Source organism: Citrobacter sp. CFNIH10, from assembly GCF_002934585.1.
GTDB lineage: Bacteria > Pseudomonadota > Gammaproteobacteria > Enterobacterales > Enterobacteriaceae > Citrobacter_A > Citrobacter_A amalonaticus.
Genome location: NZ_CP026216.1, coordinates 644,524 through 670,288, shown reverse-complemented (window position 1 = coordinate 670,288; position 25,765 = coordinate 644,524). Strand labels below are relative to the sequence as shown.

At 54.7% G+C, this 25,765-nt stretch carries 30 protein-coding genes; 10 read left to right on the top strand and 20 right to left on the bottom strand.

Going from position 1 to position 25,765, the window contains the following annotated elements; translation table 11 throughout:
* Positions 1 to 16: 16 nt before the first annotated feature.
* The 4 genes from nlpI (at position 17) to mtr (ending at position 4,345) form a co-directional block, all read left to right on the top strand.
* Complete coding sequence (gene nlpI / locus C2U53_RS06505; RefSeq protein WP_042998280.1) at positions 17 to 901, top strand: lipoprotein NlpI; 885 nt, start codon at positions 17 to 19, stop codon at positions 899 to 901.
* A gap of 105 nt (positions 902 to 1,006) precedes the next feature.
* The gene (yrbN, locus tag C2U53_RS29880; protein ID WP_010723222.1) at positions 1,007 to 1,087 is read left to right on the top strand and encodes a protein YrbN; all 81 of its coding nucleotides are present in this window, start codon (positions 1,007 to 1,009) and stop codon (positions 1,085 to 1,087) included.
* Entirely contained in the window at positions 1,080 to 2,957 is a 1,878-nt protein-coding gene (gene deaD / locus C2U53_RS06500) for an ATP-dependent RNA helicase DeaD (RefSeq protein ID WP_042998279.1), read from the top strand. Before yrbN ends, deaD begins: the two co-directional genes overlap by 8 nt.
* Positions 2,958 to 3,100: 143 nt before the next feature.
* The gene (mtr, locus tag C2U53_RS06495) at positions 3,101 to 4,345 is read left to right on the top strand and encodes a tryptophan permease (protein WP_042998278.1); all 1,245 of its coding nucleotides are present in this window, start codon (positions 3,101 to 3,103) and stop codon (positions 4,343 to 4,345) included.
* Between the two features lie 85 nt (positions 4,346 to 4,430).
* Here the strand turns inward: mtr and C2U53_RS06490 are convergent, their stop codons facing one another.
* The 3 genes from C2U53_RS06490 to C2U53_RS06480 all read right to left on the bottom strand — a co-directional run bounded on the left by C2U53_RS06490 (position 4,431) and on the right by C2U53_RS06480 (position 7,401).
* Positions 4,431 to 5,438 carry a luciferase-like monooxygenase gene (locus C2U53_RS06490; protein WP_104445742.1) on the bottom strand — a complete coding sequence of 336 codons (1,008 nt, stop codon included), beginning with the start codon at positions 5,436 to 5,438 and terminating at the stop codon, positions 4,431 to 4,433.
* A gap of 80 nt (positions 5,439 to 5,518) precedes the next feature.
* The gene (locus C2U53_RS06485) at positions 5,519 to 6,415 is read right to left on the bottom strand and encodes a U32 family peptidase (protein ID WP_054176899.1); all 897 of its coding nucleotides are present in this window, start codon (positions 6,413 to 6,415) and stop codon (positions 5,519 to 5,521) included.
* Positions 6,406 to 7,401, bottom strand: coding sequence for a peptidase U32 family protein (locus C2U53_RS06480; RefSeq protein ID WP_104445741.1), 996 nt, complete (start codon positions 7,399 to 7,401; stop codon positions 6,406 to 6,408). Before C2U53_RS06480 ends, C2U53_RS06485 begins: the two co-directional genes overlap by 10 nt.
* Positions 7,402 to 7,621: 220 nt before the next feature.
* Between C2U53_RS06480 and C2U53_RS06475 the strand changes: the two genes are divergently transcribed.
* Positions 7,622 to 8,146, top strand: coding sequence for an SCP2 domain-containing protein (locus C2U53_RS06475; RefSeq protein WP_042998274.1), 525 nt, complete (start codon positions 7,622 to 7,624; stop codon positions 8,144 to 8,146).
* On the top strand, positions 8,140 to 8,643 hold the full coding sequence (locus C2U53_RS06470; protein WP_042998273.1) for a GNAT family N-acetyltransferase: 504 nt from the start codon (positions 8,140 to 8,142) through the stop codon (positions 8,641 to 8,643). Before C2U53_RS06475 ends, C2U53_RS06470 begins: the two co-directional genes overlap by 7 nt.
* Here the strand turns inward: C2U53_RS06470 and C2U53_RS06465 are convergent.
* Positions 8,630 to 8,932, bottom strand: coding sequence for a GIY-YIG nuclease family protein (locus C2U53_RS06465; protein ID WP_099433674.1), 303 nt, complete (start codon positions 8,930 to 8,932; stop codon positions 8,630 to 8,632). The two genes, C2U53_RS06470 and C2U53_RS06465, sit on opposite strands and share 14 nt — an antisense overlap.
* A gap of 52 nt (positions 8,933 to 8,984) precedes the next feature.
* Here C2U53_RS06465 and C2U53_RS06460 point away from each other — a divergent pair, with 52 nt between their 5' ends.
* Positions 8,985 to 9,428, top strand: a complete 444-nt coding sequence (locus C2U53_RS06460; protein ID WP_042998271.1) for a YhbP family protein — start codon at positions 8,985 to 8,987, stop codon at positions 9,426 to 9,428.
* Here C2U53_RS06460 and yhbO read toward each other — a convergent pair.
* Complete coding sequence (gene yhbO / locus C2U53_RS06455; RefSeq protein WP_104445740.1) at positions 9,408 to 9,926, bottom strand: protein/nucleic acid deglycase; 519 nt, start codon at positions 9,924 to 9,926, stop codon at positions 9,408 to 9,410. The genes C2U53_RS06460 and yhbO overlap by 21 nt on opposite strands.
* Before the next feature lie 128 nt (positions 9,927 to 10,054).
* Here yhbO and C2U53_RS06450 point away from each other — a divergent pair, with 128 nt between their 5' ends.
* On the top strand, positions 10,055 to 10,696 hold the full coding sequence (locus C2U53_RS06450; protein ID WP_044255906.1) for an NAD(P)H-binding protein: 642 nt from the start codon (positions 10,055 to 10,057) through the stop codon (positions 10,694 to 10,696).
* 69 nt (positions 10,697 to 10,765) lie between these two features.
* Positions 10,766 to 11,803, top strand: coding sequence for a permease (locus C2U53_RS06445; RefSeq protein WP_104445739.1), 1,038 nt, complete (start codon positions 10,766 to 10,768; stop codon positions 11,801 to 11,803).
* 96 nt (positions 11,804 to 11,899) lie between these two features.
* On the opposite strand, the gene dolP is transcribed toward C2U53_RS06445, so the two are convergent.
* From dolP to C2U53_RS06425, 4 genes are all read right to left on the bottom strand, one after another.
* On the bottom strand, positions 11,900 to 12,475 hold the full coding sequence (dolP, locus tag C2U53_RS06440; RefSeq protein ID WP_042998268.1) for a division/outer membrane stress-associated lipid-binding lipoprotein: 576 nt from the start codon (positions 12,473 to 12,475) through the stop codon (positions 11,900 to 11,902).
* 9 nt (positions 12,476 to 12,484) lie between these two features.
* Positions 12,485 to 13,075 (bottom strand): DnaA initiator-associating protein DiaA, encoded by a 591-nt coding sequence (gene diaA, locus C2U53_RS06435; RefSeq protein WP_023246631.1) that lies wholly within the window; start codon positions 13,073 to 13,075, stop codon positions 12,485 to 12,487.
* 165 nt (positions 13,076 to 13,240) lie between these two features.
* A complete protein-coding gene (locus tag C2U53_RS06430) occupies positions 13,241 to 13,636 on the bottom strand; it encodes a YraN family protein (protein ID WP_061070621.1) in 396 nt (131 codons plus the stop codon).
* Positions 13,594 to 15,648, bottom strand: a complete 2,055-nt coding sequence (locus C2U53_RS06425; RefSeq protein WP_042998266.1) for a penicillin-binding protein activator — start codon at positions 15,646 to 15,648, stop codon at positions 13,594 to 13,596. Before C2U53_RS06425 ends, C2U53_RS06430 begins: the two co-directional genes overlap by 43 nt.
* Before the next feature lie 64 nt (positions 15,649 to 15,712).
* Between C2U53_RS06425 and rsmI the strand changes: the two genes are divergently transcribed.
* Positions 15,713 to 16,576 carry a 16S rRNA (cytidine(1402)-2'-O)-methyltransferase gene (gene rsmI, locus C2U53_RS06420; protein ID WP_044263613.1) on the top strand — a complete coding sequence of 288 codons (864 nt, stop codon included), beginning with the start codon at positions 15,713 to 15,715 and terminating at the stop codon, positions 16,574 to 16,576.
* A 49-nt stretch (positions 16,577 to 16,625) separates the two neighbouring features.
* Here rsmI and C2U53_RS06415 read toward each other — a convergent pair whose 3' ends face one another.
* From C2U53_RS06415 to agaV, 11 genes are all read right to left on the bottom strand, one after another.
* Positions 16,626 to 17,345 carry a galactosamine-6-phosphate isomerase gene (locus C2U53_RS06415; RefSeq protein ID WP_054176903.1) on the bottom strand — a complete coding sequence of 240 codons (720 nt, stop codon included), beginning with the start codon at positions 17,343 to 17,345 and terminating at the stop codon, positions 16,626 to 16,628.
* Positions 17,346 to 17,398: 53 nt separating this feature from the next.
* Positions 17,399 to 18,190, bottom strand: a complete 792-nt coding sequence (agaD, locus tag C2U53_RS06410; RefSeq protein ID WP_042998263.1) for a PTS galactosamine transporter subunit IID — start codon at positions 18,188 to 18,190, stop codon at positions 17,399 to 17,401.
* Positions 18,180 to 18,986 (bottom strand): PTS galactosamine transporter subunit IIC, encoded by an 807-nt coding sequence (gene agaC / locus C2U53_RS06405; protein WP_042998262.1) that lies wholly within the window; start codon positions 18,984 to 18,986, stop codon positions 18,180 to 18,182. The genes agaD and agaC overlap by 11 nt, the downstream gene beginning before the upstream one ends.
* A gap of 54 nt (positions 18,987 to 19,040) precedes the next feature.
* Positions 19,041 to 19,517: a PTS galactosamine transporter subunit IIB gene (agaB, locus tag C2U53_RS06400; protein ID WP_042998261.1), complete on the bottom strand. Its 477-nt coding sequence runs from the start codon at positions 19,515 to 19,517 to the stop codon at positions 19,041 to 19,043.
* 188 nt (positions 19,518 to 19,705) lie between these two features.
* Positions 19,706 to 20,581, bottom strand: a complete 876-nt coding sequence (gene kbaY, locus C2U53_RS06395) for a tagatose-bisphosphate aldolase subunit KbaY (RefSeq protein ID WP_104445738.1) — start codon at positions 20,579 to 20,581, stop codon at positions 19,706 to 19,708.
* A 12-nt stretch (positions 20,582 to 20,593) separates the two neighbouring features.
* Positions 20,594 to 21,748, bottom strand: a complete 1,155-nt coding sequence (locus tag C2U53_RS06390; protein ID WP_104445737.1) for an AgaS family sugar isomerase — start codon at positions 21,746 to 21,748, stop codon at positions 20,594 to 20,596.
* Between the two features lie 295 nt (positions 21,749 to 22,043).
* Positions 22,044 to 23,177, bottom strand: a complete 1,134-nt coding sequence (gene nagA / locus C2U53_RS06385; RefSeq protein WP_044267501.1) for an N-acetylglucosamine-6-phosphate deacetylase — start codon at positions 23,175 to 23,177, stop codon at positions 22,044 to 22,046.
* Complete coding sequence (agaF, locus tag C2U53_RS06380) at positions 23,174 to 23,608, bottom strand: PTS galactosamine/N-acetylgalactosamine transporter subunit IIA (protein WP_042325173.1); 435 nt, start codon at positions 23,606 to 23,608, stop codon at positions 23,174 to 23,176. Before agaF ends, nagA begins: the two co-directional genes overlap by 4 nt.
* Before the next feature lie 16 nt (positions 23,609 to 23,624).
* Positions 23,625 to 24,503, bottom strand: coding sequence for a PTS N-acetylgalactosamine transporter subunit IID (agaE, locus tag C2U53_RS06375; protein WP_042998257.1), 879 nt, complete (start codon positions 24,501 to 24,503; stop codon positions 23,625 to 23,627).
* Positions 24,493 to 25,272 (bottom strand): PTS N-acetylgalactosamine transporter subunit IIC, encoded by a 780-nt coding sequence (agaW, locus tag C2U53_RS06370; protein WP_042998256.1) that lies wholly within the window; start codon positions 25,270 to 25,272, stop codon positions 24,493 to 24,495. Before agaW ends, agaE begins: the two co-directional genes overlap by 11 nt.
* A gap of 10 nt (positions 25,273 to 25,282) precedes the next feature.
* A complete protein-coding gene (agaV, locus tag C2U53_RS06365) occupies positions 25,283 to 25,756 on the bottom strand; it encodes a PTS N-acetylgalactosamine transporter subunit IIB (RefSeq protein WP_042998255.1) in 474 nt (157 codons plus the stop codon).
* Positions 25,757 to 25,765: the final 9 nt, after the last annotated feature.

Below are 25,765 nucleotides of genomic sequence, written 5' to 3'. Positions count from 1 at the left end.
TCTTCGGGAGTGGGAAATGAAGCCTTTTTTGCGCTGGTGTTTCGTGGCAACAGCACTCACGCTGGCTGGATGCAGTAACTCCACCTGGCGTAAGAGTGAAGTCCTCGCAGTACCATTGCAACCGACTTTGCAGCAGGAAGTGATTCTGGCACGCATGGAACAAATTCTTGCCAGTCGGGCTTTAACCGATGACGAACGCGCACAGCTTTTATATGAGCGCGGAGTGTTGTATGATAGTCTCGGTCTGAGGGCATTGGCGCGAAATGATTTTTCACAAGCGCTGGCAATCCGACCTGATATGCCTGAAGTATTCAATTACTTAGGCATTTATTTAACGCAGGCAGGCAATTTTGATGCTGCCTATGAAGCGTTTGATTCTGTACTTGAGCTTGATCCAACTTACAACTACGCGCACTTAAATCGCGGTATCGCATTGTATTACGGCGGTCGCGACAAGTTAGCGCAAGATGATCTGCTGGCGTTTTATCAAGACGATCCCAATGATCCTTTCCGCAGCCTGTGGCTTTATCTCGCCGAGCAGAAGCTCGATGAGAAGCAGGCAAAAGTCGCGCTGAAACAGCGCTTCGAGAAATCGGATAAAGAACAATGGGGATGGAACATTGTCGAGTTCTACCTGGGCAACATTAGCGAAGCAACGCTGATGGATAGGCTCAAGGCGGACGCAACGGATAACACCTCGCTCGCTGAGCATCTCAGTGAAACCAACTTCTATTTAGGTAAGTACTACCTAAGTCTGGGGGATTTGGACAACGCTACGGCATTGTTCAAACTGGCGGTGGCTAACAACGTTCATAACTTTGTTGAGCACCGATATGCATTGTTGGAATTATCGCTCCTGGGCCAGGACCAAGATGACCTGGCAGAATCGGACCAGCAATAGCTGACGTACACATCAGCCCGTAATCTTTTTGATTGCCATCACCTTCGCGGGTGAGGGCGTTGTTGTTCGTTAATACACCTACTTTGAGCCGGTTCACACTTTTCAATGAAAATTGCAGATCAATTTCATGATGAGTTATGTAGACTGGCCGCCATTAATTTTGAGGCACACGTACTACATGGCTGAATTCGAAACCACTTTTGCAGATCTGGGCCTGAAGGCTCCTATCCTTGAAGCCCTTAACGATCTGGGTTACGAAAAACCATCTCCAATCCAGGCAGAGTGCATTCCGCATCTGCTGGGCGGTCGCGATGTTCTGGGTATGGCCCAGACCGGTAGCGGCAAAACGGCAGCGTTCTCTTTACCGCTGCTCAACAATCTTGATCCTGAGCTGAAGGCACCTCAGATTCTGGTGCTGGCCCCGACCCGCGAACTGGCGGTTCAGGTAGCCGAAGCGATGACGGATTTCTCTAAACACATGCGCGGCGTGAACGTGGTTGCCCTGTACGGCGGCCAGCGTTATGACGTGCAGTTACGCGCCCTGCGTCAAGGGCCGCAGATCGTCGTCGGTACGCCGGGTCGTCTGCTTGATCACTTAAAACGCGGTACCCTGGATCTGTCTCGTCTGAGCGGTCTGGTACTGGACGAAGCCGATGAAATGCTGCGTATGGGCTTCATCGAAGACGTTGAAACCATCATGGCGCAGATCCCGGAAGGTCATCAGACCGCTCTGTTCTCTGCCACCATGCCGGAAGCGATTCGTCGCATTACCCGCCGCTTCATGAAAGAGCCGCAGGAAGTGCGCATTCAGTCCAGCGTCACTACCCGTCCGGACATCAGCCAGAGTTACTGGACTGTCTGGGGCATGCGTAAAAACGAAGCGCTGGTGCGTTTCCTGGAAGCGGAAGATTTTGATGCGGCGATTATCTTCGTTCGTACCAAAAACGCGACTCTGGAAGTGGCTGAAGCGCTGGAGCGTAGCGGCTATAACAGCGCCGCGCTGAACGGCGACATGAACCAGGCGCTGCGTGAGCAGACCCTGGAACGTCTGAAAGACGGTCGTCTGGATATCCTGATTGCAACCGACGTTGCGGCCCGTGGCCTGGACGTTGAGCGTATCAGCCTGGTCGTAAACTACGATATCCCAATGGATTCCGAGTCTTACGTTCACCGTATCGGTCGTACCGGTCGTGCGGGTCGTGCAGGCCGTGCGCTGCTGTTCGTTGAGAACCGCGAGCGTCGTCTGCTGCGTAACATTGAACGCACGATGAAGCTGACCATTCCGGAAGTTGAACTGCCGAACGCTGAACTGTTGGGCAAACGTCGTCTGGAAAAATTTGCGGCTAAAGTACAGCAGCAGCTGGAAAGCAGCGATCTGGATCAGTACCGTGCGCTGTTGGCGAAACTGCAGCCGACGGCCGAAGACGAAGAGCTGGATATCGAAACTCTGGCTGCCGCTCTGCTTAAGATGGCGCAGGGCGAACGTCCGCTGATTCTGCCGCCAGATGCGCCGATGCGTCCGAAGCGTGAGTTCCGCGACCGTGACGATCGTGGTCCGCGTGACCGTAACGATCGTGGCCCGCGTGGCGACCGTGAAGACCGTCCGCGTCGTGAACGTCGTGACGTTGGCGATATGCAGCTGTACCGCATTGAAGTGGGCCGTGATGATGGCGTTGAAGTTCGTCATATCGTTGGCGCGATTGCAAACGAAGGCGACATCAGCAGCCGTTACATTGGTAACATCAAGCTGTTCGCTTCGCACTCCACCATCGAACTGCCGAAAGGTATGCCGGGTGAAGTCCTGCAGCACTTTACGCGCACTCGCATCCTGAACAAGCCGATGAACATGCAGCTGCTGGGCGATGCACAGCCGCACACTGAACGCCGTGGCGGTGGTCGTAGCTTTGGTGGCGAGCGTCGTGAAGGCGGTCGCGGTTTCGGCGGTGAGCGTCGTGAAGGTGGTCGTGGTGATGGGCGTCGTTTCAGCGGCGAACGTCGCGAAGGTAGCCGTGCACCACGTCGTGAAGAAGGCTCCAGCCGTCGTCGTGACGCGTAAACATCTTGCTTACTGACGTAAAGTAATAGATACAGCCCCGGTAAAACTATCGGGGCTTTTTTTATTTCATTCGTACTATTGTACTGGTACAGTGCAACACATTAAAATGCCGTCACAACATTATTCGCTGGAGAAATCGCTAAATGGCAACACTAACCACCACCCAGACATCACCTTCGCTGCTCGGCGGCGTGGTGATCATCGGCGGCACCATTATCGGCGCAGGGATGTTCTCTCTGCCGGTGGTCATGTCCGGGGCGTGGTTTTTCTGGTCAATGGCGGCGCTGGTCTTTACCTGGTTCTGCATGCTGCATTCCGGTTTGATGATCCTCGAAGCCAACCTCAACTATCGTATCGGTTCAAGCTTCGACACCATCACCAAAGATCTGCTGGGCAAAGGCTGGAACGTCGTCAACGGTATTTCTATTGCCTTCGTGCTCTATATCCTGACCTACGCCTATATTTCGGCGAGCGGTTCGATTTTGCACCATACCTTCAGCGAAATGTCGCTGAATGTGCCTGCGCGTGCGGCAGGGTTTGGCTTTGCCCTGTTGGTGGCGTTTGTGGTGTGGTTGAGCACCAAAGCGGTGAGTCGCATGACGGCGATCGTGCTGGGTGCGAAAGTCATTACTTTTTTCCTGACCTTCGGCAGTCTACTCGGGCACGTCACGCCGACCACGCTGTTTAACGTCTCGGAAAGTCACGCCTCTTATACGCCGTACCTGTTGATGACGCTGCCATTCTGTCTGGCGTCCTTTGGTTACCACGGTAACGTCCCGAGCCTGATGAAATACTACGGCAAAGATCCGCGCACTATTGTGAAGTGCCTGGTCTACGGTACGCTGCTGGCGCTGGTGCTCTACTCCGTCTGGTTGCTGGGAACGATGGGAAACATTCCGCGTCCAGAGTTTATCGGTATCGCGCAGAAGGGCGGCAATATTGATGTGTTGGTTCAGGCGCTAAGCGGCGTGCTGAACAGTCGCAGTCTGGACCTGTTGCTGGTGGTGTTCTCCAACTTTGCGGTGGCGAGTTCATTCCTCGGCGTGACGCTGGGACTGTTTGACTATCTGGCGGATCTGTTTGGTTTCGATGATTCGGCGCTGGGGCGCTTCAAAACGGCGCTGCTTACCTTTGTGCCGCCAATCGCCGGTGGGTTGCTGTGGCCGAACGGTTTCCTGTATGCCATTGGTTATGCAGGACTGGCGGCGACCATCTGGGCCGCGATTGTACCGGCGTTGCTGGCACGTAAATCGCGTCAGCGCTTTGGTAGCCCGAAATTCCGTGTCTGGGGTGGTAAGCCGATGATTGTCCTGATTCTGGTTTTTGGTGTCGGTAACGCGCTGGTACATATCCTGTCGAGCTTTAATTTATTGCCTGTGTACCAGTAAGTCTTTTGTGCCGGATGGCGGCTACACCTTATCCGGCCTACGCGATCTCGTAGGCCAGGTAAGTGGAAGCGCCACCGGGCAAAAACTACCCCACCAACTCTTCTTTCACATCCATCGCCAGATCAAACGAGTGCAGACGCGCCTGATGGTCAAAAATCTGCCCGTTAACCATGATCTCGTCCGCCTGGGTTTCACGCAGAATAGACTCCAGTCCGTGGCGTACTTTCGTTTTATCACCCACCAGCGACATGCTCAGCGCCTGTTGCACACCATACTGTTCTGACGGCGACCAGAACTGATCCATATTTTGAATCGGCGCCGGGAGTTGGCCCGTTTCGCCACGCCGCAACTTGACGAAAGCCTGCTGCATCGAGGTGAAAAGATACTCTGCATCACGGTTACTGTCGGCGGCAATGATGTTGATGCACACCATTGCATACGGTTTTTCCAGCCGCGCGGATGGCCGGAACTGCGTGCGGTACAGATGCAGCGCCTGGAACAGCATATCCGGTGCGAAGTGGGAGGCAAAAGCGAACGGCAGGCCAAGCTGTGCGGCTAACTGCGCGCTATAGAGGCTTGAACCTAACAGCCAGACCGGGATCTTCTCGCCGTAGCCAGGCACCGGGCGCACCTGCGGATTTGGATCGCGTGCGTCAAACCAGTCCACCAGCTCAGCGACGTCGCGAGGGAAGTTATCGATATCGCCGCCCATATGGCGACGCAGGGCTCGCATTGTCGGCTGGTCGCTGCCCGGCGCGCGGCCCAGGCCGAGATCAATGCGTCCCGGATAGAGCGTATTCAACGTACCGAACTGCTCGGCAATGACCAGCGGTGAGTGATTGGGAAGCATGACGCCGCCGGAACCGAGGTGCAAAGTCTGGGTATTCGCGGCCAGATAGCCAATCAGCACGGAGGTTGCCGCGCTGGCGATCCCGGTCATATTGTGGTGTTCCGCCAGCCAGTAGCGGTGGTAGCCTCGTTTTTCCGCGAGGCGGGCGAGATCCAGCGAGTGCGAGAACGCCTCTTTTGCTGAAGATCCGTCAGGAATCGGTGCCAGATCCAGCACCGAGAAAGGAATGGTTTTGTCAGTCATAACGGCTCACTTTGTTACCAGTTAATCTTTTCATACTGCATTAAAGATTAGTTAATGTTGTTAACAAAGTGAGCTATTTATCAGGGCTGCAGTTCGAGACCCGCCAGCCGTTTCCAGTAGCCATTGCAATCGCTGTGCGCGGTAAGCGGCAACGGCGCGTGCCCCGTTTCGTTGGCGCGGAAGGCGTCAAGCATCGCGAATGTCTCGGTTCCCAGCGGTGACAGACGCACAATATCCACCAGTCCCTGCATTGACGTCAATTCGTTCCCCAGATTGTAGATATAGCCGCTCATGGTCTGAATGCCATTGAGGACGAACACCTGTTGATTCTCCTGGGAGAGCACGTCGCGGCCATTCGGGTACTTGATGCAGCAGGTTTCGCATTCATCTTTCGGCCGGTCTTCCGAACGAGCGGTAAAACAGCGAGCGGAGTAAGCCAGCGGCAGATGCCCGTAGCTCAGGACTTCCACTTCAAACTGCTGGCGAATCCCCAGTTCATCACACTGATTGAGCAGGTTCACCAGCCAGTCGCGGGACAGTTCTACCGGCATGCACCAGCGCACCATTCCGTGTTTGAGCAGCAGGCGCAGCGTGACCGCGTTGTAGCAGTTCAGCGCGTGTCCGGCGACAAACGGGAGTTTGCGGTCGGCGCACATATTCACCACGCCAAGATCGCTGGCCTCCAGCAAAAAGTCGCCGTTTTCGACATAACGCTTCAGCTCATTCAGCTCAGAAGAGGCTTGTACCAGCGCCAGCGTTGAAAGTACCACCTGCTTACCGCTACCGGCGAGCGACTTCGCCATATCCAGCCAGTCGCCGACTTTCGTGGCGCGGCGTTTGCTGCACACCGCTTCACCGAGATAGATAACATCCGCGCTGCTGGCAGCGGCCTGCTGATAAAAGTCTTCCAGCGTCTCTTTCGGCCAGTAGTAAAGCACCGGCCCTAAGGAATATTTCATTGCTTTTCTCACTGCCATTTACGGTGATACGCGCCAAGCGTCGTCTGAGTGCCTTCGGACATCGCGCCGAGCGTCTCCATCCAGGCTGCTTGCGGCGTATAGTTTTGCGGGTCGGCCACACAGCGGTCGATCGCCTGACGCCACACTTTCGCGACCAGGCTGACATAGGCCGGGCTGCGCTGACGGCCTTCGATTTTCACCGAGGCAATATTCGCCGCCAGTAGTTCCGGCAGCAATTCCAGCGTGTTCAGGCTGGTTGGTTCTTCCAGTGCGTGGTAACGCTCACCGTCAACCAGGTAACGCCCTTTACACAGCGTCGGATAACCGGCGTTTTCCCCATCCTGATAGCGGTCGATCAACACTTCATTCAGACGAGATTCCAGCCCCTGTGGCGTCTGCTGCCAGCGTACAAAGCGGGCAGGGGAACAGGCGCCTACCGTATTAGGAGATTCACCGGTTAACCAGGACGAGAGATAACAGCGACCTTCCGCCATAATGCATAGACTGCCGAAAGCAAAAACTTCCAGCGGCACCGGCGTCACGCGGGCAAGCTGTTTCACCTGATGAATCGAGAGCACGCGTGGCAGGACGACGCGGGCAACGTCAAAATTGCGATGATAAAAGTTGATCGCTTCTTCATTTGTTGCCGAAGCCTGAACAGAGACATGGCGCTCAATATGCGGATAACGAACTGCGGCATACTCAAGCATCGCGAGATCGGCAAGGATCAGCGCATCCGCACCCAGTTGCGCGGCCATATCCACCGCGCGCTGCCAGCGGGCATAACCATCTGGATGCGCAAAGGTGTTAATGGCGATGTGCAATTTGCGGCGGTGTTGATGGACAAAACTCACCGCTTCCTGCAATTTCTTCTCGGTAAAGTTAAGGCCGGCGAAGTGGCGGGCGTTGGTATCATCTTTAAGCCCGATATAAACAGCATCAGCGCCGTTTTCGATGGCCGCCTTAAGCGCCGGGAGATTTCCGGCAGGGCAGAGCAGCTCCATAATTTATCCTGAAGATTGCGCCGCCTGGGACGCATAATTGTTAACGAACAAGGATTTTAGTTAACCTTGCTGCGACAATTTTTGATTTAAGGCAGTTAAAGTCGTATTGATATCAGTAATAAAGAGGTAGAGATTTCGTACGCAATTGTTGATTTACGCCGCTATGTCGTTTATCTGATATGGCAAAATAGCAGGATAATTGAAACAGGGAGTAAAGCTCGTGTTAGATAAGCTGCGTTCACGCTTAGTACATTTCGGTCCGTCTCTGATGAGTGTGCCAGTTAAACTGACGCCCTTTGCACTGCAACGCCAGGTTCTGCAACAGGTCCTGAGCTGGCAGTTTCGCCAGGCCCTGGCAGACGGTGAACTGGAATTCCTGGAAGGCCGTTGGTTAAGCATTACGGTTCGCGATATCGGCCTGAAGTGGTATACCTCGGTCGAGAATGACAAACTGATCGTCTGCGAGGATGCGCAAGCCGACGTGAGTTTTAGCGCTGATGCCAGCGATCTGTTGATGATCGCCGCACGTAAGCAGGATCCGGATACGCTCTTCTTCCAGCGCCGTCTGGTGATCGAAGGGGATACGGAGTTAGGGTTGTATGTGAAAAACCTGATGGATGCCATTGACCTGGAGCAGATGCCCAAAGCGTTGCGTGTTATGCTGCTGCAACTGGCGGATTTTGTTGAGGCGGGCATGAAATACTCGCCAGAAACCAAACAAACATCGGTAGGTGAACCATGCTGATTCGAGTAGAAATTCCCATTGACGCCCCCGGCATTGATGCCCTGCTGCGTCGTTCATTCGAAAGCGATGCGGAAGCGAAACTGGTTCACGACCTACGTGAAGATGGTTTTCTGACGCTCGGTCTGGTCGCCACCGACGATGAAGGTCAGGTGGTGGGTTATGTGGCATTCAGCCCCGTCGACGTGCAGGGCGAAGATCTGCAGTGGGTTGGTATGGCACCGCTGGCGGTAGACGAAAACTATCGTGGACAAGGTCTGGCCCGCCAACTGGTTTATGAAGGACTGGATTCACTCAATGAATTTGGCTATGCCGCCGTGGTCACCCTGGGCGATCCGGCACTGTACAGCCGTTTTGGTTTCGAACTGGCCGCCCACCACGATCTGCATTGCCGCTGGCCAGGCACGGAAAGTGCGTTCCAGGTGCATCGCTTAGCGGATGATGCATTAAGCGGCGTCACGGGACTGGTCGAGTATCACGATCACTTTAATCGTTTTTAAGCGTCGGGGTTTGCAGATCATGCAGTAATGCTGCAAACCCTTCGCCTTCTGCGACAAGTCGCTCTTTCTGCCGCTTGGTGAGGCGTTTGACCCGGTATTCTGCGCGTAGCGCCAGTGAACGGTCGCCAACCGGCGCGGAAAATGCCAGCGTCAGTTCCCCTTTCCCCCGTAGCGCTTTCGCGCCTTTACCACATTGATGCTGCTGGTAGCGGCGTGCCACGTCGGTCGTGATCCCGGTATACAGGGCATTGTCGGCGGTGCGGATCAGATAAAGATACCAGGGTGTCATCGTGGCCTTCGGCGTGTTACGTTTCTGTCATCCAGTATAAAAGAGAACCGAGATGGAAACACTCACTGCGATCAGTCGTTGGCTGGCTAAACAACACGTTGTGACCTGGTGCGTGCATCGCGACGGGGAATTGTGGTGCGCGAATGCGTTTTATATTTATGACGTAAAAAAGGTCGCTTTTTATCTGCTGACGGAGGAGAAAACGCGTCATGTGCAGATGTCTGGTTCGCGAGCGCCCGTTGCCGGAACGGTAAATGGCCAACCGAAAACGGTCGCATTGATTCGCGGCGTGCAGTTTAAAGGCGAGATTCGTCAACTGACCGGGGAAGAAAGCGACGCGGCACGACAGGCCTATCTTCGCCGCTTCCCGGTTGCCAGAATGCTGTCCGCGCCGGTATGGGAAATCCGCGTGGATGAACTCAAGTTCACCGACAACACCCTGGGTTTTGGCAAAAAATTAGTGTGGTTACGTCAGTCAGGCACCGAGAATGCGTAAGGCTTCGCGATTGAACGCCGGCAGATCGTCAGGGGTTCGACTGGTCACCAGTTGGTCTTTATCAACCACCACTTCCTGATCGTAAAATTCTGCACCGGCGTTTTTCACGTCGATAATGATCGGTTTAACGGCGGTCAGTTTACGCCCGCGAATCACATCGGCGCTGATCAGCAACTGTGGTCCGTGACAGATGGCGAAGACCGGTTTACCCGTGTTCACGAAATCGCGCGTAAAGGTGACGAAACGGTCATCACCGCGAAGGTAATCCGGTGAATGGCCGCCAGGTAACAGCAATGCATCGAAATCGGCCGGACGCACTTCATCAATCGCTTTATCAATCGTGACGCTGGCTTCGCCTTTTTTCCCTTTTACGGTTTTACCTACCTGTTTTTCAATCGTAATAACCTCATGCCCGGCCTGACGAAACTCTGCTGCGGGTGAGGTGAATTCTGAGTCCTCAAACTCGTCAGTGATTAAAACGGCAATCTTCTTACTCATGCTTCCTCCGCTGGATCTGCATTGGATAAGGCAATTTTTCCCTGATGATGGATAATTACCTTGTGAACTACTAAGCCTGGTCGATAGGGCTGAGGGTGCAAGGCGGACAATTCTGGAAAGGAGCGAGGATGAGTCAGGTACTGATTACCGGGGCGACCGGGTTGGTTGGCGGACATTTACTGCGGATGTTGCTTAATGAACCGAAGATCCATTCCATTGCCGCGCCAACGCGACGTCCGCTGGCGGATATGCCTGGCGTCTATAATCCCCACGATCCGCAACTGACCGATGCGCTGGCGCAGGTCACCGATCCTGTCGATATTGTTTTTTGCTGCCTGGGCACGACCCGCCGTGAAGCGGGCAGTAAAGAGGCGTTTATCCATGCCGACTATACGCTGGTGGTCGACACCGCGTTGACCGGTCTCCGCCTGGGGGCGCAGCATATGCTGGTGGTGAGTTCGATGGGGGCCAATGCCCATTCGCCGTTTTTCTATAACCGCGTAAAAGGGGAAATGGAGGAGGCGCTGATTGCGCAAGATTGGCCAACGCTGACGATTGCGCGTCCGTCGATGCTGCTCGGCGATCGGTCAAAGCAGCGGATGAACGAAACCCTGTTTGCACCGTTGTTCCGGTTGCTGCCGGGCAACTGGAAATCGATTGAGGCGCGGGACGTGGCGCGCGCGATGCTGGCGGAAGCGCTTGCGCCTGAACATGACGGGGTAACAATTCTGACATCGTCTCAACTGCGGGAAAAGGCGGCGTCAATATAGCATTTCCAAACATTTCCCAAAGGCGTAGTATTCACCGGCAAAATTATCTAACACTCCCTGGGGAATGCTATGGCTGGTCAGTCTTCGTCTCAGGCGGCAACACCGTTTCAATGGTGGAAACCCGCTCTTTTCTTTCTCGTCGTCATTGTTGGTCTCTGGTATGTGAAATGGCAGCCTTACTACGGTAAAGCCTTCACCGCCGCAGAAACACACAGTATCGGAAAATCTATTCTGGCGCAGGCCGATGCGAACCCCTGGCAGGCAGCCTGGGACTATGCGATGGTCTATTTCATTGCGGTCTGGAAGGCAGCGGTATTGGGGGTGATCCTCGGCTCGCTGATTCAGGTTCTGATCCCGCGTGACTGGCTGTTACGCACGCTTGGACAGGCACGTTTTCGCGGCACGCTGTTCGGTACGCTTTTCTCTCTGCCCGGCATGATGTGTACCTGTTGTGCTGCACCGGTGGCGGCGGGGATGCGTCGCCAGCAGGTTTCGATGGGCGGTGCGCTGGCATTCTGGATGGGGAATCCATTGTTAAACCCGGCGACGCTGGTGTTTATGGGCTTTGTCCTCGGCTGGCATTTCGCGGCGATCCGTCTGGTCGCTGGACTGGCGATGGTGCTGGTAGTGGCGACGCTGGTACAAAAATGGGTGAAAGAGCCTCCGCAGACTGAATTGCCGGTGGAAATCACGCAGCCGGACGAGCAGGGCGGGTTCTTTGTTCGCTGGGGTAAAGCGCTATGGATGCTGTTCTGGAGCACCATCCCGGTCTATATTCTGGCAGTGTTGGTACTGGGTGCGGCGCGCGTCTGGCTGTTCCCTCATGCCGATGGCGCTATTGATAACAGCCTGCTGTGGGTGATTGCGCTGGCGGTAGCCGGTTGTCTGTTTGTGATCCCAACTGCCGCAGAAATCCCGATTGTGCAGACCATGATGCTGGCAGGAATGGGAACTGCACCTGCGCTGGCACTGCTGATGACATTACCCGCCGTCAGCCTGCCGTCGCTGATTATGCTACGTAAAGCGTTTCCGGCAAAAGCGCTGTGGCTGACCGGTGCGCTGGTGGCGATTTCGGGTGTGATGGTGGGATGTATTGCGTTGATATAAAACAGGAATGCCGGGGGCGCTTCGCTTTCCCGGCCTACGGTCGTACATTCTGTAGGCCGGATAAGGCGCTTACGCCGTCATCCGGCACACAACGACTTACTTGATAAACGTAAACGCCGTGGTGACGCGCTTCACGCCGCTGACCCGGCTGGCGATATCCGCCGCGGCTTTGGCTTCACGTTCGGTCACCAGGCCTAACAGGAACACTTCACCGTTTTCGGTTGTCACCTTCACGTTGGAAGATTTAACCTGGTCGCTGGTCAATAACTGAGAGCGTACTTTGGTGGTGATCCAGGTGTCGTTTGAGGCGGTGCCCATACCAATCGGCTCACCCTGACGGATCTCGTTATAGACTTCGGTGGTACCATCGACGCCCATTGCAATCTGTTTGGCGCGTGAGGAGAGCTCGCTATTCGGCGACTGGCCGACCAGCAACACTTTACCTTGATAAGCCGTCACGTTAATTCGCGTTTCTTTCTTGATCTGTGCATCTTTCGACAGCGCACTGTTGACGCGCAGTTCCAGGGTTCCATCGTCCACCTGAGTGCCTACGCTACGTGGATCTGTTGCTGCTTTGGTACCAACGGCGGCGGTTCCGACAACAGCGGCGGCCACACAGCCTTGCAACAGTAGAGCAGAAATAAGGACTGCGATTGGCGATAAAGCCTTCATGTGTACTCCTTAATCATCCTGGTGGGGGAAAAGCGTGTTATCGATCAGATCGCACAGGCAGTTTACCGTCAGCATATGCATTTCCTGAATGCGTGCGCTGTGATGCGAAGGGATGCGGATCTCAACATCCTGTGGCCCTAACAGTCCAGCCAGTTCACCCCCGTCATATCCGGTCAATGCCACAATCGTCATGTCTCGCGTGACCGCTGCTTCCACGGCCTTCACGATATCGCGGCTGTTACCGCGCGTCGAGATGGCCAGTAAGACATCACCCGCATGACCCAACGCCCGAACCTGTTTTGCATACACTTCGTCATGCAGGCGGTCGTTGGCAATCGCTGTTAAGACCACATTATCCGTATTTAGTGCAATCGCAGGTAAACTAGGACGTTCTGTTTCAAAACGGTTGATCATGCTGGCAGCAAAATGCTGTGCGTTGGCAGCGGATGTCCCATTACCACAACAGAGAATTTTGTTGCCATTGAGCAGTGAATGAACCAGCGTCATGGCGGCACGAGAGATAGCATCCGGGAGGGCTTCTGCCGCGGCAATTTGCGTTTGAATGCTTTCGGTAAAGCAGACTTTGATTCTGTCTAACACGCTAATCCTTAAGAGCTAATCCATCAGGCTATTTTATTTGCCATTTGGACCTGGGCGGTGCTCCCACTCTTCACGTACGACATGTACGCGCCGGTGGTTCCGCGCTGTCCGTGTCCAAACTGGCTGCAACAATATATGCCCAATGGGTCTGCTCTGAATCTTCAATTATGAGCAGTCGGTAAAGGCATTTCTCAACCACTCAACGTCATTTCCGGTGAAGGCTAACACATCGAACCGGCAATCCACAGTATCAAAACTCCCATTGTGGCACGCGAGCCACAAACGGGCGGCCTGTAATACTTTGCGTTGCTTGCTGTGCGTCACACTGGCAGCGGCGCCACCGAATGCCGCAGAGCGTCGGTAGCGGACCTCAATAAAGACGGTTGTCTTGCCATCACGCATAATCAGATCAATTTCGCCGCCGCGTTCACGCACGTTGGCGGCGATGAAATGCAGTCCCTTGCGCTCAAGCCAGCGACGCGCGGTGGTTTCCCACGCGTCACCAGTCTGCTTGCTCGTTAACTGGCGGGGACGATCTGCCCTTGCTGGTACTGGAGCCATGATAACTTCCTGTTAATCACACAGTCCTGACTGGCGGTCAGCGCGCCGGTATTCCCGTTAATTTCAAAGCCCTGCACCTGACGCATCTGGGAGAAATGGTTGGCCAGCGACCAGGCATCGACGCCCATTGCATACATGCGCGCCAGCGAATAGTCGTTATGCACGGCACCGAGTGCCTGCTGCATCAGCGACGGGTTCGCGCCTGCCAGCATTGGGATCTCGCTGTACTGCAGGCCATCCATTTCCAGACGGAAGTCTGGGCCGGCATTCCCTTGCGCGCTACGTGAGCTGGCGTACAGCGTTGCACCGCTCTGGCTACCGTTGCGCATGGCGATCATCGGCTTGATGAAGGCTATCTCATTCGGGGTTGCCAGAATATAGACGGCGTCCACGCGACCTCCGTTACCGCTGATTTGCGCATCCGTTGGTGGGGCCGGGATGGTTAAATTGCCAATAGTGACGCCAGGTTGAGACGGCGTGCTCGCGGCAACAGGGCTACCGGTTAAGGCAATGCCGGAACCGCCGTTAACGCCCATACGCAGCTCCGCCGTTGAGCCAAATTTCTGCTGCAGCACCGTACCGCCTCCCAGATTTTGCCACTCCTGGGCAAAGGCGTTAGCAACACGATCGCCAAGCGCGCTACGCGGGATAAGTAGCAGCGGTGACTGTTTACCCTGTTCATGAATATGGCGCGCGGCATCACGCGCTTCATCTTCCGGTGAGAGAGCGAAGTAACAGATGTTTGCCCGACTCTGTACCGATTCCGGCTGGTTAAGCGCCAGTACGTTCAGCGGGGTGTTGCTTTTGACCAGTTCGTCGACATTGTTTTTCAGCAGCGGACCGACCACGATGCTCGCGCCATCCTGCTGAACCTGCGCCAGGATCTGATCGAGCGGTTGGGCGCTGGTATCATAAATTTTCAGTTCTGCGGAAGGATTTGCCGCCGCGCTTGCGGTGGCTGGCTGCGCCGGCGTAGCCTGCGGCGCGCTGACCGGAGCAGGTTGATCGGCCTGCTGTTCGTCGGTCAAATCACTCACTGACGCCTGAGAAGGGCTGGCGACGCCATCTGTCAGCTGCGGCTGCGGGTCTGCTGGCGTTGTGGCCGCAACCGGAGTCGGTTGCGCGGTGGGCTGCGTATCGACCGGTTGCGTACCGAGATTTTTGGCGGCTTCAAAGCCTTGTTGAATGGTGCGACCAAACACCGCAGCCTGACCATTTAGCGGCAGCAACAGGGCGATTTTGCTAGTGGACGCGGGCTTAAAGCTCTGTACGTTAACCAGTTGGGTTGGCAGCATTTTTGCGCCTGGATTCTGCGGATAGCGTTTTTGCCAGTCGGCAATACCTGCTTTCATCATGTCCGGATCGCTGCGGTTATCAAACCAGACGCGTTGCAGATCCAGCCAGCCCTGCAATACGTTTTCATCGGCATTGATCACCAGAGCCTGGGCCTGCTCTGGCGTCATTGACGACAGCGCCTGCCAGGTGGCGTCGATGTTTTTCTGCTTATCCTTCTCGCTAAGCAGCGGTTCCTGAGCAATCAAGGCGCGCAGCAGTGAGAGTGACGGACGGCCCTGGCTGGCGTCAATCTGCGCCTGCCAGTAACGAGCCTGTTGATTTTGCTCAAAATCAGACGGGGTAAGCTTTTCCAGCAGCGACTGCGCGCCGGTAAAATCTTTCTGTGCCAGTTTGATTTCAACGGCTAACAGCGACTGTTCCCGGCGCTGGGAATCATTCAGATCCTGCGGCAACTGATTAAACAGTTCGATAGCCTGCTGGCTTTTGCCTTCTTTCAGCAGTGCACGAATGGCGAGTAATTGCCAGTTGGTCTTGCTATCATTTGCGCTTTGCTGCATCTGTTGCAGATAAAAGCCGGAATCAGCTTGCGCTGTGCCCTGCATATGGGCAGTGCTCTGATCGGGCGCCTGGGTGCCACAGCCGACGAAAATCAGGGCTGCCAGAACGATGGGCAGACAGCGCGCGGCTTTTAAACGAGAGAATGTTAAGGGTACCATACTGTATCCAGTGATATTTTTTATACGCAATGCTCAATATTAAATCGGCAATACGGACGACACAATGACACAACACGAATCGGCGGAGAATTCTCGCGGCCAACTCTTTATTGTACCTACTCCAATCGGGAATTTGTCTGATATTACCCAGCGTGCGCTCGAAGTGTTACAAGCCGTTGATTTAATTGCCGCGGAAGATACTCGTCATACCGGATTATTATTGCAGCATTTTGCGATTAATGCCCGACTGTTCGCCCTTCACGATCATAACGAACAGCAAAAAGCAGAAACGCTGGTAGCGAAGTTGAAAGAGGGGCAAAACATCGCGCTGGTTTCTGATGCCGGGACGCCGCTGATCAACGATCCGGGTTATCACCTGGTGCGTACCTGTCGTGAGCAAGGCATCCGTGTGGTGCCGTTGCCGGGTCCCTGTGCGGCGATTGCCGCGTTAAGCGCGGCGGGGTTGCCGTCCGACCGCTTCTGCTATGAAGGTTTTTTACCAGCGAAATCAAAGGGACGCCGTGACGCGCTGAAAGCTATTGAAACCGAACCGCGTACGCTGATTTTCTATGAATCCACCCATCGCCTGTTAGACAGTCTGGAAGATATGGTCGCAGTCTGGGGCGAATCCCGTTATGTGGTGCTGGCGCGCGAGCTGACCAAAACCTGGGAGACGATCCACGGCGCACCGGTAGGTGAACTGCTGGCGTGGGTGAAAGAAGATGAGAACCGGCGCAAAGGCGAGATGGTGCTGATTGTGGAGGGGCACAAGGCGCAGGAAGATGACCTGCCCGCCGATGCTTTGCGCACTCTCGCACTCTTACAGGCCGAGCTGCCACTAAAAAAAGCGGCAGCGCTGACGGCAGAAATCCACGGCGTGAAGAAGAACGCGCTGTATAAGTACGCGCTGGAGCAGCAGGGGGAGTAAATTCAGCAGACACGCTGCAAAGTTGTAGCGTGTCTGCTGAGATGAGTGGCTACCGATCAGAATAACGCGAGCCATCCAGTAAGCATGTCGTATTGTCATGCAGCCACAAAAACGAGGCCGGAACAGCCGTCGTCACGGTAGCGGTCAGGTATTTTTCGACAGCGGCCTGCTTGCCATCCCCGGCAATCAGCAGCAAAATTTCTTTTGCATTGAGGATCTCCTTCAGTCCCAGCGTGATACCGTGTGTCACCGGACGACCGGCCGTTTTCAGCATGTCATGATGGCGCGTTTGGTCATCAAGCCTGCTGATATGGCAACACGGCTCCAGCGCGGTTCCCGGCTCGTTCAGCCCCAGATGACCATTTTTGCCGATACCCAGTACGCATAAATCAAGGCCACCCCGATGGGCAATCAAATCCGTCACGCGTTCGCACTCTTTCTCATCGATATTTTCCGACTGAAAGCCGATCAACTGTTCCGGGCGCAGGCCAAGCGGTTGCACGATGTGCTGTTGCAGGAACGATTCACAGGTACCCGGTGTGTGTAAGGGAATCCCCACCCATTCATCGAGCTTCACGAAGGTCACGTTTCGGATATCAACTTGATTCTTTTGTATTTTCTCGACAAAGAAACGATAGGTCAGTTCAGGTGTGGCACCGGTCGCCAGGCAAATCGTCGCGTCAGGTTTGTCCTGTATAACCTGAATCAATCGTTCGCTGGCGCGATCGCTGAGCGCATCGTAGTGGTCGCAGTACTGTATGCATTGCATTGGTCAGTCATCCTTTTGACGAGGGGCGCACGTACTGTCGCGCCCCGTTCAGTTTACAAAATGCCGAGTGCGGAAGAGACGATAGAAAGCACGAAGGTGACACCGATTAGCAATACCGGATGTGCTTTTTTCACCCGCAGCAGGTAGTACATCAACAGCGTGTAGCCCATGGGTAAAATGTTCGGGAAGACCTTATCAAAGAAGTCCTTTTGTAGTGCCACATTGTGCGTGCTGTCGATGGCAAAAGAGGTCACGACATTAATATGGACGTAAGACGCGATCAGACCGCCAATCACCGTGATCCCGAGGATGGTTGCCGAGCGGGCGATCATCTGCGAGTTTTCCCTCACCTTATCAATGGCTTTTACCCCAACCGAATAGCCGACGTGAGTCCAGCCGACGCGCAGGAAAAAGATCATCAGATAAACGGCGAAGAACAGAATCGGCCCCAGCAAATTGCCCTGGCTGGCGAAAGAGGAGCAGATCCCCGCCATGATCGGCAGCAAAGTGAACCAGAAAATGGCATCACCAATCCCGGCAATAGGGCCAAACAGCGCCACTTTCAGGCCTTTAATGGTGTCGCGGTTTTCTCCTTTCTCTTCCATGGAGATAAGCAGCCCCATCAGAAAACCGACGAGGTTTGGGTGGGTATTGATAAATTCCAGATGATCTTTCATGGCCGCACTCAGGCCCGGCTTATCATCTTTATAGATTTTTTTCAGAATCGGCAGCATCGCCCAGGTAAAGCCGCCCGCCTGCATCCTTTCATAGTTAAAGCTCGCCTGCAGAAGCGAAGAGCGGAAGCCAAGACGGGTAATGTCTTTTTTACTGATTTCAGATCCCATTGCTGTAATCCTCTTCATCATCATTTTTATGGGCGGCAGGCTGGGGTTGCGCCTGCTGTTTAGCTTTGGCATTGAAAAACTCGTACACGGCGAAGCCCGCGCCGAGGACAGCGACCGGGAGAAGGTTGTTGACCTGGATGTAGCAGACAAAAAGGAAGCCGGCGATCAGATAAGGAATGTACTGTGCTTTGAACATCACGCGCAGCAGCAGACCAAAACCAACGGCAGGCAGAATACCGCCCGCGACTTCAAAACCATGAGTAAGCCAGGCGGGCATGGCTTTCACCAGCGCCTGCATGGCACCCTGCGCCAGATAGGTACACAGAAACGCGATAATCGCGTAAGAGCAGGCGACAATCAGCGTCGTTAGCCAGTTCAGACGGGAAAATGCGCGGGTGTTGGCTTCTTTTGCGCAGTTGTCGGCTCTGGACATAAACAGGGAAAAAGCGGAATAGAAGAACAGAATCACATATTGCATCAGCAGACTGAACGGCAGGCCAAGGCCGATGGCGGTTTTGGCATCCACGCCGGTAGACCAGGCGATCACCGTGGTCATCAATCCTGCCATGATGGGGTTTGGCGGTTGTACGCCGCCGGCGGGCGTCAAACCAGCAAAAGCCAGTTCGGTCAGACCGCCGGTGATCAAACCAATATGAATGTCGCCAAGAATGGCGCCAGTGAGCGTACAGACAATAATTGGTCTGAATAAAAACAAGGCTTCCAGCCAAAAATCGATTCCCAGAAAGAAGACTAGTGCCGCGAGGGATATCCCTTGTAAAAGCGTTATTTCATTCATTGTAAACACCTCATATAAATAAGTCCCTTTACTATGAAAACGTTGGCTTGTTATTTACTCCGGGATCGCTTCTTTTTGATCGCCAGGGACATCCTGAATAAAAATGTTTACGCCATGTTTCTTAATGAACTGCAGATCATTAAGGTCCTGCTCATTGACATAAACTTTACTGCTGATCTGCTTTTTGCCTTCTGAGAAGTGCATATTGCCGACGTTCACGTCGTTAAGCGTGATACCACCTTCGAGCAGCTTTCTGACTGTTTGCGGGGTGCGGCAAATCAGGAAGATCTTCTGATGCGGCGCTGCTTTACCGATGACATTGATAGTTTTTTCTATAGAGAAGAAGCGGATACCGAAACCGTAGGTTTCTGCGGTGATGCTCATTAATTTCTGCTGAATCTCATCCTGAGCGACATCATCATCCACGACGACCAGCAGATTGGCACCGATCGTTGATGTCCAGGTGACACCCACCTGACCATGCACCAGTCGGTTATCAATACGCGTTAACAGGATATTTGGACTGCTCATATTTAAATCCTCACCATAAAATAATTGAATGACTGAACTTGTTGAAATATATTATTCTTACCGTATCGCATTCATTAATTAATTCAGCGTGATGTAATCTCGTTATTCTCCTCCGCTATTTGGCCAGAAAGCGCTACCTGATATTAATCAGATAGCGCTTTTGTGTAGTGATGATAAAGCCGACTCGCTTACGATAACTCGTGGTCGACTAAAAGTTTATTGGCCGATCCACAGACATTGATTTTACTTCTCACGACTTCTTTCATTGCATCCATACCGACGCGCATGTAGTAGCGCGGATCGTTGCCCTGTGGGTTGTCGGCAAACCACGCTTTCACGGCATCGGCAAAGGCAATTTTCAGTTCAGTGGCGACGTTAACCTTACAGACGCCCAGTTCTATCGTGCGGCGCACGTACTCGTCAGGCACATCGCTCGCGCCATGTAGCACCAGCGGAATATCCACCACTTCACGAATTTCAGCCAGACGCTGGAAATCGATTTTCGGCTTTTTGGTGTACAGGCCGTGCGCGGTACCGATGGCGACGGCAAGGCTGTCGACGCCGGTCAGCTCAACAAAGCGTTTGGCCTCCTGCGGATCGGTCAGAAAGGCGCTTTCTGCGTCAACGATCATGTCATCTTCGACGCCACCCAGTCGCCCCAGCTCCGCTTCGACGCTGCAATCGCGGGCGTGGCAGAAATCCACCACCGATTTCACCAGCTTCACGTTTTCTTCAAACGGAAAATGGCTACCGTCGATCATGGCGCTGCGCACTCCGGCGTTCACTTTATGGCGAATGTCGTCCAGCGATTCATGATGATCGAGATGCAGCGCCAGCGGCATGCCGTAGGTGGTGGAGTAGGCGGTGCACAGCGCGTAAAGCTCTTCCAGCGCGATATGTTTAAAGGTGCCAGGCGTACCGGCGAGGATCACCGGTGATTGCATTTCGCTACACACTTCGAGGATCGCCTGGATCGTCTCGGCATTATGGATGTTGAAGGCCGGAACGGCGTAGCCTTTTGCCTGGGCATCCTGCAAGAGATACTTCGTGGAAATGATACTCATGATCGGATCCTCTTAAGCCTGCCACGGGTGAATAACGACGCCCTGCACCACGCGGTTGACCGTACCGCTGCGGGAAGGGGTATCCGGCGTATTACCGACTGCAATGGACTGGGTGAGCGCAAAGACCTGGGCATACATCAGGTAGCAGAACGCCAGTTCGGTATCGATGAAATGACGCGCAGACGGCAGCAAAATGTGCGGGCCGGCTTCGATAATGGAATCGCTTTCGGCTGCAATGGCAACAACGCGCATGGCCTGATCATCGCGACGCAGCTCTGCCAGCAGATCGAGATCGTACTGCCGGGTGTAAGGGTGGCTGGAGATATACACCACGATCAGCGTTTCGTTATCCACCAGTGATTTCGGTCCATGACGGAAACCGGTTGGAGAATCGTAAAATGCCGCCAGCTTACCGGCGGTCAGTTCCAGGACTTTCAGGGCCGATTCACGCGCGGCACCCTGCAATCCGCCGCTGCCGAGGTAGACGATCCGTTTCCAGTTTTCATTGCCAAACACGCCGTGGCTGAAATCACCTAGTGAGGACAGGATCGTCTGGCAGCGATCCGCGACGTCGCGGAAGGTCTGGCTGTTGATGAGTTTTGGTGCGAACACCGCCAGACAACTGGCCATCATGGTAGTAATACTGCTGGTCATCGCAAAACCGCGATCGTGTGTTTCTGCCGGCATCAGCAGAGCAAAAGCGTTATCGCTTGCCACCGCGTTCTGGTACAGGCTGCCCGCTTCATTGCAGGTGATCGAAAGGTGATAGCACTCAGGGACGAACTGGTTTGCCAGTTCCACTGCGGCGACGCTTTCCGGGCTGTTGCCGGAACGGGCAAACGAGACCAGCAGCAGCGGATGTGCCGGATTCAGATAATCCATCGGATTGGTGACCAGATCGGTGGTCGGAACGGCGCTGATGTTTTGCCCCGTGTGGCTGGCAAGCCAGGGAGAGATGATCTCGCCAATGAATGCCGAGGTACCTGCCCCGGTCAGCACAATCCGCAGATCGTCTTTACGCAGTAGTGGCGCAAGAAAGTTGTCGATCGTGGTACGTATCGCGTCAATGTTCGTCAGCGATCGGATCCAACTGGCAGGCTGCTGGCGGATCTCTTCTTCAGTCCAGGTTCCGGTGGTTGCCGCTGCAGGGGTATAGGTTTCTGGCATATCGTAAGTCCTTAGTCTTGTGAATTCCACATCAGACGCTGGCAAAATGTCGCTATCTTTCGTTTAGTTTCACTTGTTCACATGATCGATTGATTAAAATCTATAGGAAAGAAATCGAAAGTTCAATGATGCGAAATGAAATAAAACGAAAAGTGTGATCGATTGTACGGAGAGCGTTTTTATCTTATTGATCTGTAATAATTCTCTCTGAAAGTTCTGAGGTGAGGGTTTTCTTAAGCGAAAGGAAAAGAAAGGCCTTACGATTCATGATCGAAGGCCCTGGAGAAAAAAAGGGTCAAAGGGGGAGGCGCTGACCCTGAATCCAGATCTGTTGTAAATGCAGTCCGCCATTGAGAGCGATCATGTTGGCACGTTTGCCCACGGCTAACGATCCTAAGTGGCTGTCGATCCCCAGCAGTTGCGCTGGATGGAGCGAGGCCATATGGATCGCCTCCTCAGGGGCAATTCCTGTCAGTTCAACCATATTGCGCACTGCCGCATCTACCGACAACGTACTGCCTGCCAGGCTACCCGATGCGGTTCGCACGATTCCGCCGTGCATGTCGACCTTTTCACCGCACAGCGTGTAGTTTCCGTCGGGCATACCGGCGGCCTGCATCGCATCGGTGATCAGCACCAGCCTCTCTTTGGCACAGCAGCAACAGAGCTTCATGGCGGCCGGATGGACGTGGTGCCCGTCGGCGATGAGCTCCAGCCACGCGCGTGGATCGGTGAGTCCTGCGCCAACCATTCCTGGTTCACGGTGATGGAGTCCGGTCATACCGTTGTAGCAGTGCACAAGTCCGCTCGCGCCTGCGTCAAAGGCGGCTTGGGTTTGCGCCCAACTTGCCGCGCTATGCCCCAGCATCACCCGTATACCCTGTTGCCTGAGATGGTGAATCGCCTGCAAGGCGCCCGGTTTTTCCGGTGCCAGCGCCACCACCCGCAGGGTCTGTCGTGACATGGCGACCAGCTCATCAAGTTCCGTGAGGTCCAGCTCGCGAAACAGCTCCGGGGGATGGGCACCTTTATTCTGCGGCGTGAAGTAGGGCCCTTCCAGATAACTTCCGAGCACCTGGGCGCCAGGCCCGCCGGAATAACAGCGTTGAGCGATGCGCTCCAGCGCGCGGTGAATCGTCTTCAGCGGCGCGGTGACGGTGGTGGGGAGCCAACTGGCAACCCCTTCACGTGCTTTGTGCATCGCCAGCTTGTCCAGTGCGTCCGGTTCATCGTCCATCACATCGACCCCCGCGCCACCGTGGACGTGGGTGTCAATATAAGCGGGACACAGTAGCTCGGCGTCGCGCACGGTGATGCCCGGAGCAATCGGCTCGATGGCCGTGATGATGCCTTCTTCAACGCGCAACTGATGATCGTCCAGCCAGCCCTGCTCGGTGAGCAGGCGTCTGGCACGCAAAACCTGCGTCATATTCCTTCCTCGATGGGGTGCTCCTCGCGACAACGCCCCAGCTCATCGACCAGGCTGGTCAGGCCGCGATGCCCGCACTCCAGCGCCTGCACACGAAATGCTTCGCTGCTGAGTCCTTCGCGATCCAGCACCATCTCCAGCAGCAATTGCAGGTTGGTGCCAGTGATCACTTCCCGGCCTGGTTTCAGCATCGCCAGCGTAGAGGCGACGCGAAACGGCGTGCCGCCAAGCAGGTCGGTCAGGAAAACGATATCTTCCTCGCCGTCCAGTTGTTCAATCGCCTGCTCAAGCTGCGAGGTGAGCAGCGCAGTGGTGGAGGTTTCCGGAAAGTCGATGGCGATAAACTGCGACTGCTCGCCGAGGATCTGTTTCATCGCTTTTTCCATACCGCTGGCAAACCCACCGTGCCCCGTCAAAATAATACCTAACATCGAAGACCTCTTTGCTTTACAGGAAGTGACAGAACTTGCCGACGACGCCCAGTATCACGGTGATACCGATGAGGCGCAGCGGACTCCAGCCACGACGGACTAACCAGAACATCGTCAGGGTATAGACCAGCGGTAAAAAAGCGGGCATCAGTTTGTCGATCACGTCTGCCTGGAGCTTAACGACCGCATCACCCGCCTTGATTTCGAGCGTGGTATTCAGACGCACATAGGTCGCCACGAGTGCGCCAATGACCGTCATCCCGACGATAGATGCCGCGTGGCCCACTTTCTTCGTATTGGCCTTGATGAGCGGAATGGCGGCGACCCCCATACGATAAGCATAGTGCGCCAGGCCAAAACGCAGACCCAGATGGACCACGTTAAATAACACAATAAAGACCACTGCGCCGAGGATGGAACCCTGCAAGGCCAGACTGGCCCCAATGCCGCCGCAAATAGGCAACAGCGTCAGCCAGAACATCGCATCGCCAATCCCGCCAAGCGGCGCGCCAACGGCAATTTTGGTGCTCTGAATGCTGTTAACGTCCTGTTTTGAGCGCTCCATCGCCAGAATGATGCCAATGACAAACGTCACCAGGAAGGGGTGGGTATTGAAGAAACCCATGTGGCCTTTCATGGCGCGCGCCAGATCGCGTTTATTGGTGTGGATCTTTTTCAGCGCAGGCAGCAGCCCGTACAGCCACCCGGAAGCCTGCATACGTTCGTAGTTAAACGACGCCTGCAACAGCATGGAACGCCAGGCCACCCGGTTGATATCTTTTTTGGTCAGCTCTGCGCCAATACTCTGATCTTCATAGATGTTTTCGTTTACGCCGGAAAGTAGCGTTTCGTCGCTGTCGGAAACAGTCGGAAGCGTTTGTTGATTAGATGCCATCTTCGAATTCCTCTTTCTGGGCCGCAGATTGCGTCGGTTCTGGAGATTTACGCAGCAGGTCGATCAGCGCCATGGCCAGTGCCGCAGCGGCGATCGCCAGTACCGGCAGTTTGAGCCAGGCGGCTCCCACGAAGCCGATGATAAAGTAAGGGATATAGACGTTTTTCATCATGATTTTCAGCAGTACGGCAAAGCCGATGGCTGGCATGATGCCGCCTGCGACGCCGAGACCGTCAATCAGCCGTTCCGGCAGAACATCAATGGCCGTTTTCGCGTGCTCTGCACCGAAGTAAATCGGCAGAAACGCACACAGAAAATAGAAAATCCCCAGTGCCAGTAACGCCAGATAGTTGACCCGTTCAATACCGGCGGTGTCGGCATTCGCCGCCATGCGATCGCAGCGGGACATCACCCCGGACATCACGGAGAACAGGAACGTAATCCCCATCTGCACCGCCACGGCAAACGGCACGGCGACGCCCACGGCGACATCCGGTTTCACCCCAGTTGTAATGGCGAACGTCGTACCCACGATAGTGCCGATAATGACGTTTGGCGGTTGCGCGCCTGCCAGCGGTGCGAGTCCCATCCACACCAGTTCTAGCGTACCGCCGGTTAAAATACCGGTATGCAGATCGCCCAGAATCAGGCCGACCAGCGGCCCAAGCACCACCGGGCGGTGCATGTGTGTTAATCCGTTGAACATATCCAGGCCGGCAATAAAGGCGAGGATACCTAATGCAAAAGCCTGTAACAGACTAATTTCCATGGTGAAGGCCTCAGATGAGTTTAAAGAGATCCTGCGCAGGTTCTGTCGGAACGCCCTGAACAAAGCATTCCACCCCGGCGGCTTTCAGGCCGTTAAACGCCGCAATATCGGTCGAGTCGACAGAGACCGTTTTGGCAATCTGTTGTTTGCCATTGGCGTAGTGCATATTGCCGACGTTGATGCGTGTAACAGGCACCCCACCTTCGACCAGTTTGAGGAAATCGGTGGGGGATTTACAGACCAGCAAAATCTTCTGCCGGTCGGCGGCGCGGTGAATGTTGTCGATCACTTTTTGCAGCGACCAGAAGCGCACGGCGATCCCTTCTGCCAGCACCATCTCCATCAGGTTCTGTTGCACAGTGTCTTCTGCCACCTCATCGTTGGCGACCAGGACCAGATTTGCCCCCGCAAATCCGACCCACTGCACCCCGACCTGACCATGAATGAGTCTTTCGTCGATACGGCTGAGTACAATATTTGGCATAGCGTGTTC

What these genes read in the sequence shown, in the direction of transcription:
- nlpI (WP_042998280.1), top strand. Translation starts at nt 17, where the DNA reads ATGAAGCCTTTTTTGCGCTGGTGTTTCGTGGCAACAGCACTCACGCTG.
- yrbN (WP_010723222.1), top strand. Translation starts at nt 1,007, where the DNA reads ATGAAAATTGCAGATCAATTTCATGATGAGTTATGTAGACTGGCCGCC.
- deaD (WP_042998279.1), top strand. Translation starts at nt 1,080, where the DNA reads ATGGCTGAATTCGAAACCACTTTTGCAGATCTGGGCCTGAAGGCTCCT.
- mtr (WP_042998278.1), top strand. Translation starts at nt 3,101, where the DNA reads ATGGCAACACTAACCACCACCCAGACATCACCTTCGCTGCTCGGCGGC.
- C2U53_RS06490 (WP_104445742.1), bottom strand. Translation starts at nt 5,438, where the DNA reads ATGACTGACAAAACCATTCCTTTCTCGGTGCTGGATCTGGCACCGATT.
- C2U53_RS06485 (WP_054176899.1), bottom strand. Translation starts at nt 6,415, where the DNA reads ATGGCAGTGAGAAAAGCAATGAAATATTCCTTAGGGCCGGTGCTTTAC.
- C2U53_RS06480 (WP_104445741.1), bottom strand. Translation starts at nt 7,401, where the DNA reads ATGGAGCTGCTCTGCCCTGCCGGAAATCTCCCGGCGCTTAAGGCGGCC.
- C2U53_RS06470 (WP_042998273.1), top strand. Translation starts at nt 8,140, where the DNA reads ATGCTGATTCGAGTAGAAATTCCCATTGACGCCCCCGGCATTGATGCC.
- C2U53_RS06465 (WP_099433674.1), bottom strand. Translation starts at nt 8,932, where the DNA reads ATGACACCCTGGTATCTTTATCTGATCCGCACCGCCGACAATGCCCTG.
- C2U53_RS06460 (WP_042998271.1), top strand. Translation starts at nt 8,985, where the DNA reads ATGGAAACACTCACTGCGATCAGTCGTTGGCTGGCTAAACAACACGTT.
- yhbO (WP_104445740.1), bottom strand. Translation starts at nt 9,926, where the DNA reads ATGAGTAAGAAGATTGCCGTTTTAATCACTGACGAGTTTGAGGACTCA.
- C2U53_RS06450 (WP_044255906.1), top strand. Translation starts at nt 10,055, where the DNA reads ATGAGTCAGGTACTGATTACCGGGGCGACCGGGTTGGTTGGCGGACAT.
- C2U53_RS06445 (WP_104445739.1), top strand. Translation starts at nt 10,766, where the DNA reads ATGGCTGGTCAGTCTTCGTCTCAGGCGGCAACACCGTTTCAATGGTGG.
- dolP (WP_042998268.1), bottom strand. Translation starts at nt 12,475, where the DNA reads ATGAAGGCTTTATCGCCAATCGCAGTCCTTATTTCTGCTCTACTGTTG.
- C2U53_RS06430 (WP_061070621.1), bottom strand. Translation starts at nt 13,636, where the DNA reads ATGGCTCCAGTACCAGCAAGGGCAGATCGTCCCCGCCAGTTAACGAGC.
- C2U53_RS06425 (WP_042998266.1), bottom strand. Translation starts at nt 15,648, where the DNA reads ATGGTACCCTTAACATTCTCTCGTTTAAAAGCCGCGCGCTGTCTGCCC.
- rsmI (WP_044263613.1), top strand. Translation starts at nt 15,713, where the DNA reads ATGACACAACACGAATCGGCGGAGAATTCTCGCGGCCAACTCTTTATT.
- C2U53_RS06415 (WP_054176903.1), bottom strand. Translation starts at nt 17,345, where the DNA reads ATGCAATGCATACAGTACTGCGACCACTACGATGCGCTCAGCGATCGC.
- agaD (WP_042998263.1), bottom strand. Translation starts at nt 18,190, where the DNA reads ATGGGATCTGAAATCAGTAAAAAAGACATTACCCGTCTTGGCTTCCGC.
- agaC (WP_042998262.1), bottom strand. Translation starts at nt 18,986, where the DNA reads ATGAATGAAATAACGCTTTTACAAGGGATATCCCTCGCGGCACTAGTC.
- agaB (WP_042998261.1), bottom strand. Translation starts at nt 19,517, where the DNA reads ATGAGCAGTCCAAATATCCTGTTAACGCGTATTGATAACCGACTGGTG.
- kbaY (WP_104445738.1), bottom strand. Translation starts at nt 20,581, where the DNA reads ATGAGTATCATTTCCACGAAGTATCTCTTGCAGGATGCCCAGGCAAAA.
- C2U53_RS06390 (WP_104445737.1), bottom strand. Translation starts at nt 21,748, where the DNA reads ATGCCAGAAACCTATACCCCTGCAGCGGCAACCACCGGAACCTGGACT.
- nagA (WP_044267501.1), bottom strand. Translation starts at nt 23,177, where the DNA reads ATGACGCAGGTTTTGCGTGCCAGACGCCTGCTCACCGAGCAGGGCTGG.
- agaF (WP_042325173.1), bottom strand. Translation starts at nt 23,608, where the DNA reads ATGTTAGGTATTATTTTGACGGGGCACGGTGGGTTTGCCAGCGGTATG.
- agaE (WP_042998257.1), bottom strand. Translation starts at nt 24,503, where the DNA reads ATGGCATCTAATCAACAAACGCTTCCGACTGTTTCCGACAGCGACGAA.
- agaW (WP_042998256.1), bottom strand. Translation starts at nt 25,272, where the DNA reads ATGGAAATTAGTCTGTTACAGGCTTTTGCATTAGGTATCCTCGCCTTT.
- agaV (WP_042998255.1), bottom strand. Translation starts at nt 25,756, where the DNA reads ATGCCAAATATTGTACTCAGCCGTATCGACGAAAGACTCATTCATGGT.